Source organism: Thalassobacterium sedimentorum (assembly GCF_031127905.1).
Taxonomy (GTDB): Bacteria; Verrucomicrobiota; Verrucomicrobiia; order Opitutales; family Coraliomargaritaceae; genus Thalassobacterium; species Thalassobacterium sedimentorum.
Genome location: NZ_JARXIC010000059.1, coordinates 1 through 8182, shown reverse-complemented (window position 1 = coordinate 8182; position 8182 = coordinate 1). Strand labels below are relative to the sequence as shown.

At 54.9% G+C, this 8182-nt stretch carries 6 protein-coding genes; 1 reads left to right on the top strand and 5 read right to left on the bottom strand.

Annotated elements, in window-relative coordinates; all coding sequences use genetic code 11:
- Nucleotides 1–125: 125 nt before the first annotated feature.
- Nucleotides 126–584: a hypothetical protein gene (locus QEH59_RS17735; RefSeq protein ID WP_308986725.1), complete on the bottom strand. Its 459-nt coding sequence runs from the start codon at nt 582–584 to the stop codon at nt 126–128.
- Between the two features lie 52 nt (nt 585–636).
- Entirely contained in the window at nt 637–2154 is a 1518-nt protein-coding gene (locus QEH59_RS17730; RefSeq protein WP_308986724.1) for a PLP-dependent transferase, read from the bottom strand.
- A 118-nt stretch (nt 2155–2272) separates the two neighbouring features.
- On the opposite strand from QEH59_RS17730, the gene QEH59_RS17725 reads away from it, so the two are divergent.
- A complete protein-coding gene (locus tag QEH59_RS17725) occupies nt 2273–3169 on the top strand; it encodes a LysM peptidoglycan-binding domain-containing protein (RefSeq protein WP_308986723.1) in 897 nt (298 codons plus the stop codon).
- Between the two features lie 96 nt (nt 3170–3265).
- On the opposite strand, the gene QEH59_RS17720 is transcribed toward QEH59_RS17725, so the two are convergent.
- The 3 genes from QEH59_RS17720 to creB all read right to left on the bottom strand — a co-directional run bounded on the left by QEH59_RS17720 (nt 3266) and on the right by creB (nt 8049).
- Complete coding sequence (locus tag QEH59_RS17720) at nt 3266–5809, bottom strand: peptidase U32 family protein (protein WP_308986722.1); 2544 nt, start codon at nt 5807–5809, stop codon at nt 3266–3268.
- A gap of 81 nt (nt 5810–5890) precedes the next feature.
- Nucleotides 5891–7324 (bottom strand): two-component system sensor histidine kinase CreC, encoded by a 1434-nt coding sequence (gene creC / locus QEH59_RS17715; RefSeq protein WP_308986721.1) that lies wholly within the window; start codon nt 7322–7324, stop codon nt 5891–5893.
- Nucleotides 7321–8049 carry a two-component system response regulator CreB gene (gene creB / locus QEH59_RS17710; RefSeq protein WP_308986720.1) on the bottom strand — a complete coding sequence of 243 codons (729 nt, stop codon included), beginning with the start codon at nt 8047–8049 and terminating at the stop codon, nt 7321–7323. Before creB ends, creC begins: the two co-directional genes overlap by 4 nt.
- Nucleotides 8050–8182 lie beyond the last annotated feature (133 nt).

Genomic DNA, 8182 nt, shown 5'->3' with positions numbered 1-8182 from the left:
AAAGTACTTCGTACGTTCAAGTACTTTTTATCAAAAATTGCATTTATTTTACAACAAAGTCACAACAACCTTGAATTCAACTAATTATGTAAGCGGAAATTTTGAGAATTGCACAGTACTAACGCTCATTGACTCAAGATCTGCGCGTCAATGAGCGTATTCAGAAAATTATCGCGCCAATAATACGCATCCAGCAGTGCATCATCACGCTCACCTAATAATAATTTCGCCAAGTACAAGGCCTCCACAGACGCTAATCCCCCATGCGGATCCTCCGCAATCTTACTCACACGGGGATACGCAGTGGCCACCGCAGGTAACGTCCTGCGCACACCCTCCCCATACAAACAGGCCTCCAACTGCGGTAATAAGCGCCAGGTACTATCCAGAAGCAAGAGCGGGCGCCCAGCATCTTCGGCCGATAGCTGTGGGGCGCCCAAGCCTAGCACAGTAAATCCTGTCATATCAAAGCTCCAGTTCTCACGAGCTCGATAGAACTGAACATCTTGACGTCCCTCCAAAGGCGTCAAACTACACTTACTACGGCGCTCCTTCGGATGCCTAATTATACTAATCGGGGTCATATCTTTTTAACAAGTTAAAGGTTGGAACAGGCTCACACAGTTAAAAGAACAGTCAAACAGAGCGCACTCGCTGCTCTAAACGAGCCAAAGCTCGACCAAAAGTTTCAATGATTGCCTCAGCCGGCTCCACACCCACCGAAATGCGAATCAAGTCGGGCTCAATTCCAATCGAACGCAAAAACACGCGTCCCTGCTTTGAAGTAACAAGGTCATAGTGCGCTAAATACATAAAAGGGCACACCAATGTGTATTCAGTGCCGAAGCTAGGCCCCTTCATCACCTCCAACACATCGTAGAACGACGCTAAATCTCCGTTTAATTCAATCGTAATCATCGCTCCACCCGCACCTGACCTCTTTGCAACCGATGCAAAACGCTCGGAAAAACCAGCATAATGCACCTTAGCAACCGCAGGATGCTCACTTAAATACTCAGCTAATACGCGCGCGTTACGATCCATCACAGCCACCACCGCCGGAGCTCGCTTCAACTCATATGCCAAGCGCGCCAAATCACGCGCATACGGAGCCTGACAATGGCGGGCACCACTGACCATCAACTCTTGATAATAAGGAGAATTTACATTAAAGGCGATCGCCCCAATCATCACATCCCCCTCGCAAGATGCATATTTGGTCAAACTGGTCACAAGGACATCTGCATACGGCAGAACATCCACATTATAAATGGAGGCAATTGTGGGATCGACAATAACTGCCCCCCCCACACGACGCACGACCTCGGCGATCCTTTCTAAGTCTCCGACTTGTACAATAGGGTTTGTAGGACACTCAATCACAACTCCTGCCAGAGCATCTCCGGAAGCTTCGATACGCGCAATCAAAGCCTCCGTGTCCGAAACATCATAACAATGATCCAGACTCTCACCTTCATTCAAAAATTTCTCCAACACACAACCTGAGTCCAAATAGAGCCACCCCAGCTGCAACCACTGAGTTCGTCCTCGTGACGATTGTAGCGCCTGCACCGAACGAAAGCCCGCATAGAATGCACTCATACCCGAGGCACAAATCATTAGATCCCGAGTCGCACAACCAATCAACGCAGATAACTCGGACTCAACTACAACTTGTGCCCCCTCACTTACAATTTTCTCAACATGCAAGGTGTCACGCAACCCATTCGCCACCAACAAGTCCTCTGCTTGCCGCGAAGTAATCCCATAGCCAGTATGCTGCACAAACTTCCTAACACGCTGCGCCAGAACACGATCTGCCACATCAAAATGCACCAGCGACAAGGACGCATCAAGCGGCAAAACCACAACACCCCTCCCACAATAATAGATCAAGTCTTGAGCGGCCCGCTCCCCGGGGACTAACACACCATCACGGCCAATCAGATGCTCACGCTCCAGGAAATAAGCTGTAATCTCAGCTACAAACGCATGTAACACAAAGCGTGGATATCCAGACTTGAGAGCATTTAATACACGTGCCTCGCGCTCTTCGTAGCCGCACACGTCTGCCATGGTTGGTAAGCTACTAACTACAGCATGTGGGCTCAAAGGGCAGGGTTCACCGAGGGAATAATGTCGAAGCGTTGTCATGAATAGTTTTGCACTGAAAAGGCTTTCTTCCAGATTTGCGAGCACTCAAAGCAGCACCTCCTTTACAGATGGCACAAAGTCTGCAGGATGCGGTCCAAGCAGAGACTATTCCCCGAATATGCACGTCACACGTCGAGAGTTTACCAAACGAGCCAGCCTAATCACACTAGGAAGCCTGGCAGGATTAGGACTGGCCAATGCCAACTCCACCTACACCGTCCGCGACGGCGATACCCTCGGACATATCGCAATGCGTCACGGCATCAGCACCACCGAACTGCGAAAACTTAACAAGCTAAGTGGCGATTTAATTCGGGTTGGCCAAAAGTTAGCCGTCCCCAGCCAAGGCTCTACAAGCACTACCCCACAAGGCACATCCAGCACTTATACCGTAAAAGCTGGCGACACGCTGGGAAATATTGCCCTGATTCACGGCATCAGCGTTAACGACCTGAAACGCGCCAACAATTTAACTGGCGACATGATTCGAATCGGCCAGAAACTCAAAGTTCCAGCTGCCCTCGCGATTGAAGACCTCCTGGGCCACGTTCGCAGTGCGACAACTAAGATTAAGATCCGCACCAGTAACTGGAAACGTATCGTCGTGCACCACAGCGCGATCAAATATGGCAATGCCGCAATTTACGATCGCGCCCACCGTAAACGCGGCATGAAAAACGGCCTCGCGTACCACTTTGTAATCGGTAACGGCATCGATTCAGGCGACGGTGAAATCGAAATCGGCCCACGCTGGACCAAGCAACTTTTAGGCGGCCACGTCAAAAGCTACGGCATCAACCTCACCGCAATCGGCATCTGCCTGGTTGGCAACTTCGAAGCTACACACCCAACCCAGCGTCAACTCGCCGCGTTCACTCAGCTGATGGATTGGCTACGCGGCGAAATCATTCCCAATGCTAAACAATTTGCCGGCCACCGCGACTTACGCGGCGAACAAACGATCTGCCCGGGCAAAAACTTCCCCTTGGCTGCAATGCATGCCCGCTACGACTGAGCGCGGACTACATTTTCCCAATTGCGTCTCGACAAGTAAAGCACGTCAGGAGCGACAAGTGCCAAGTAACTATAACTGCCACATCGCTCTCGAACACTAGCGCTCCAAGGTCCCGCGGGTCACACCGAGCTGGTTGATCAGTTTGAGTTCTTTCCATAAGTGTTCGGCGGTGATCTCTCCAGCTAGCAAATCGGCGTAATGCTGCATGGTGCGGCGCACTTCTTCGCCGGTCTCATTGAGAAACTCGATGCGGTAAGCGCCGGCGCCTTGGGCGGTCATTGACTCAATGTACTCGGCTCCTGTTTGCGCCTTGGAATTAAACAATGTATTGCGGCAACCGGCATCGGCCTTGAGCGGGTGCAGGGCTCCCACGCGGTCCTTGAGCTGCACTTGGTGACTGTCGCAGGGGCGTCCGCAATCGCGAAAATCCTTCCCCTCCGATAAGAAGGCACAAAAGACGCAGTGCTCCATGTGAAACATTGGCATGTGCTGGTGCAGGGTGATCTCGAAGCTGCCGGCGGGTGAATGACTCAAGAGGGCATCCAACTGCGCGGTATTGAGATCGTAGGATGCGGTCAAACGCTCCAAGCCCCAGCGCTCGATAAAATAGGCAGCGCTCAGGTGATTGGCGACGTTCAAAGAGAAATCGCCGCGCATGCGGTAATCAGCCAGCGCGGTGAGGTGCTCGTGGTTGCGCGCGAGAAAACCGTCGGCGCCACAGTTGAGCAGTTGCTTGACTAGAAAGTCTTCGCCCGACTTAAACATGCGTGGCGGCGCCACCCAGATCTGGCGCGTGCGCCCATCGGCCTCGTCGGCGGCTCGGGCTTGCGCCACGGCCGCGGCGTATTTGCGCGGATCTTCTAGCTCGAGGTATATCTCGTCGTAGGGCAGTTCCAGAGCGACCGCGAATTGCTCGGCATTACGCACGTAGGGAATCAAATAGGGGCTGCTTGCTTTGCCGACAGCTGCGGATTCGCCGATAGTAACCTGCGGCGCTGGGTTCATTTGCCAACGCAGCGGCTCAGCGCGGTGCGCCATCAGTAGGTCGACGGCATTGCGACGCAATTGATTCAAAGCGGACACGGGCAACATGCAGTCGCCCGCCAAATCGATGTCCAAATCGCCCAGGTAAAAAGCACTGCCGCCCAAGCGTCCCAACTGTTTGCGCAGCATCGCCTCGTCGAGTGGTTTGTTGCGCGCAGCTTGTAATTCGGGCTCTGACTGTGCTTGAGCGATGTGCCCTTCGTCATCGCGCAAGGTCAGGCTTAGCGGCGCGCCCACCCGCCCGCTCACGCTGGCGTGGATGGGACGCTTATAATTGGGCTGCTCGACTTCGAAGCTTTGACGCAAACTCTTGTCCAGCGCGGGGTCGGAAGTCTTATAAACCACTTGCCCGGGCTCAACGCGCTTCCAGTTGATCGATCCTTGGAAGAAACGAATGAAGCTCTCCTCGGCGTTGGTATCTACAGATGTGATACGACCACCCTCTTCGTGTTCGTCGGGGCGACCACGATCGATCACCACGCCATCGCCGGCTTTGAGCGGATGTTCCAAGCGCAGCCAAATGCCGTCGCGCTCTATGCGGTCGATCACCCCCAGTCGTAGGCCGCGCTTTTTTCCGAAGCGGGCATGCACTAGTTTCTGATTATCGATGCCGCCCAACCAACCGGTCGACAGGCCACGGGAGAAAGTCATTTCCAGCGCGTAGCACCCCTCGGCCTGACGGTAGGGCGCGGGCTTATGCGCCGCTTCGCCATGCCGACGCGTCCAGGCATCATCCAATGCCTTGCGATACACACTCGTGACAGCGGCCACATATTCCGGCGCCTTCAAGCGGCCCTCGATTTTCAGACTCGCCACGCCGGCATCGATGATCTCGTCCATAGCATCCAATCCAGCCAGGTCTTGTGGACTCAGTAAATAGCGCCGATCTCCGAGATCGACCGGCTCGCCATCGCTATACAAGCCGTAGGGCAGACGGCAGGCCTGCGCGCACTCGCCGCGGTTGGCCGAGCGGCCCCCCAGCGACTCACTGGTCAGGCATTGCCCCGAGTAAGCCACACAGAGCGCCCCGTGCACGAAAATTTCCAAGGGCATATCCAAGCCCTTGTTCAGAGTCTTTTCTTTGATCGCATGCACCTCCTTGAGCGAACACTCACGCGCCAGCACCACGACGCTGCTGCCCAGCTCTTCGGCAAAGTGCACGCCCGCCTCGCTGGTAACACTCATCTGGGTCGAAGCATGAATCGGGAAGTCGGGCGAAATTTTACGAATCAACTGGCAGATGCCCACGTCTTGCACGATGGCGGCATCCACGCCGGAGCGGATGATCGAGCGCAGAAAGCTCTCCGCGTCTGCGAGCTCATTAGAGAAGACCAGCGTATTAAAGGTCACATAGCCACGCACACCACGCCCGTGCAGATAGGCCATCAGATCCGGCAGGTCGGCCTCGGTAAAATTCTTGCCCCGCATGCGCGCATTAAAACGATCCAGACCAAAGAAGATCGCGTCGGCCCCATTCTCGACGGCGGCACGTGCGCACTCCCAATCCCCCGCTGGCGCGAGAATTTCTGGCTTCTGTAAAACAGCGTGCGACCGATCCTGGTCCGCGCCGAGACGTTTTGGTATGAGTTTGGGCATGAGTGTCTGCCTACTTATTGAGCTAAAGGCTCAAAAGTGAAGAGCGAAAATACACCCGGACACTCACGAGCGTTTTGCCGTTCACAATCGGGGCAAACGAATCACCGCTTCGGCGCCGGCCTGGTCTTCGCGATTGCCCACCTGCAAGCTGCCTCGGTGCAGTTCGACTGCTTCGCGCGCAAAGCACAAGCCCAGCCCCGAGCTCCGGCGCTCACTGTGAGGCCGGGGCAAGGAATAGAAACGATCAAAGATGCGCTCGAGCGCAAATTCTGGAATCCCGGGCCCCTCATCGCAGATGGAAATCGCGACCTGACGCCCCTCCAGCCAGGCTCGAATTTCGATGCGCCCCTCCAGCGGTGAAAAATCGATGGCGTTTTGCAGCAGGTTATTGAGCGCAGTCTCCAACAGGAATAGCTCCCCCTCGACCCTGCACTCGTCCGACAGCTGCAGCTCGAAGTGAATCTTTTTATTCAATCGGTTGGACTCGTGATGATTCACGATGCGCCGGATCAACGCACTAAGCTCGATCTCAACCGGATCGCCCAGTTCGGTGCGATTTTCCAGCGAGGCCAAGGCCAGCAGTTGATCCACCAGGTTTTGCAAGCGGGCGGATTCTAATTCAATGTTAGCCAGAAATTGCGTGCGCTTCGCCGCGGGCAGGTCCTCCTGCAACAATTCCGCCGCCCCACGGATCCCAGCAATCGGCGACTTCATTTCATGCGTCAAAGACTGCACATAGGACTCCACATATTTGCGGTTTTCCAAAGCCTCGCGCATTGCCTCAGTGCTTTCCCCGAGAATGCGTAAGTGTCGCCCCGGCATGACCGGTGCCGGCGGACGCTCTCCCCGCGAGACCGCGGCCGCATAGGCGGTCAATCGCCGCAGGGGCTGCGTCACCCATTTCGAAAGCAGCCACCCCAGCAAAAGCACCAAGCCCACCGCCAGCAGTCCTAGTCGAATCAAGCGCTGCTTGGTCTCGATGATAAAGAGCAACATGCTGCGCTGCGGCTTATAGACAGTGAGCACGCCGATGATTTCGCCGTCATTTACAATCGGTGCGCCCACATACATCACCGAAGAGGTGGGGTCGGCCTCATCCAAGCGAGAAGAGCGAGCGCCATACTCCCCGCGCAATGTGCGCGCCACATCCAAGAAAATACTAAAATCCTCGCCCACCTGGCCCACCGCTCCGGAATCGTAAATGAGCCGCCCCGCCGCATCGGTGATATAAAAGTCCATCAGCACTTTGTCCTTCATCAGATTATAAATCTTGGCATTCAGCGGCTTCGCTTTGACTGACTCCATACCAGAACGCCAAGCCTCCGGCGCAAGGATCACATGCCCGCCCTGATGCGATAAGAGGGCCGCTAAGATCTCCGCCACATCCACCATCGGCTCTTCGGTCGCTTCTAAATACTGCCGTTCGACCCGATCCAAGATCGGATTCAGCAAGACCGCGAAACCAGCCAAAGCCATCAGCGCGAGGCTGATCAATATGCGATTGGTTAAACTCACCAATGCTCCCTCATCGAATATCCAATGCCACGGTGTGTGACAATCGGATCTACATCGGCGCACACAGATTTCAGTTTGGCCCGCACGGATTTGATATGGGTATCGACCGTGCGCTCCATCGAGGCGTCCGGCTCTTCCCATGCGAGGTCCATCAACTGCGCGCGCGAATACACACGTCCCGGCTTTTCGATCAGCGCGACCAAGAGGCGGAATTCATAACGCGACAAAGTTAGCGGCGAACTGTAGTAACAAATCTGCCAACGCTCATAATCAACCTCGAAGGGGAGCCCTGAACGCGCCCGCGGAGCCACCGCATTCGGCAGCGGCGCAGGCTGCGCGTTCAACTGCGCGCGGCGGATGTTGGCCCGCACCCGCGCCGAAAGCTCACGTGGACTGAAAGGCTTGGTCACATAATCGTCCGCGCCCAATTCCAAGCCCACCACCCGATCCGCCTCCGAGGCGCGCGCCGTCAAAAAGATCACCGGCACCTGACTGCGCAGCCGCAAGTCACGACACAGGTCGAAACCATTCATATCCGGCAGCCCCACATCCAAAACCACCAAGGCATACTGCGTCGCCTGCAGATGCGCCAAAGCTTCCCCGCCCGATGCCGTGTGATCGACCGCAAAGCCCTCCGACTCCAAAGCATACACAATGCTATCACGAATCGAAGGCTCGTCCTCGACGACCAGCACACGGGGCAGTTTATCAGAATGAGAAGTCATTTTATACCAAAACCTAACAAGCAAAGGAACCAATTGAAATGCAAAACGTAGATGACATGGGAGTTTATCAGGAGCGTGGAAACGCTACAGTGACAAACTTATGCAAAACCCCACATCATCTACGAACATCAAT

Bases quoted from the DNA above. Each gene is read 5' to 3' on its own strand.
- QEH59_RS17725 (WP_308986723.1), top strand. From the start codon at position 2,273: ATGCACGTCACACGTCGAGAGTTTACCAAACGAGCCAGCCTAATCACA.
- QEH59_RS17735 (WP_308986725.1), bottom strand. From the start codon at position 584: ATGACCCCGATTAGTATAATTAGGCATCCGAAGGAGCGCCGTAGTAAG.
- QEH59_RS17720 (WP_308986722.1), bottom strand. From the start codon at position 5,809: ATGCCCAAACTCATACCAAAACGTCTCGGCGCGGACCAGGATCGGTCG.
- creB (WP_308986720.1), bottom strand. From the start codon at position 8,049: ATGACTTCTCATTCTGATAAACTGCCCCGTGTGCTGGTCGTCGAGGAC.
- QEH59_RS17730 (WP_308986724.1), bottom strand. From the start codon at position 2,154: ATGACAACGCTTCGACATTATTCCCTCGGTGAACCCTGCCCTTTGAGC.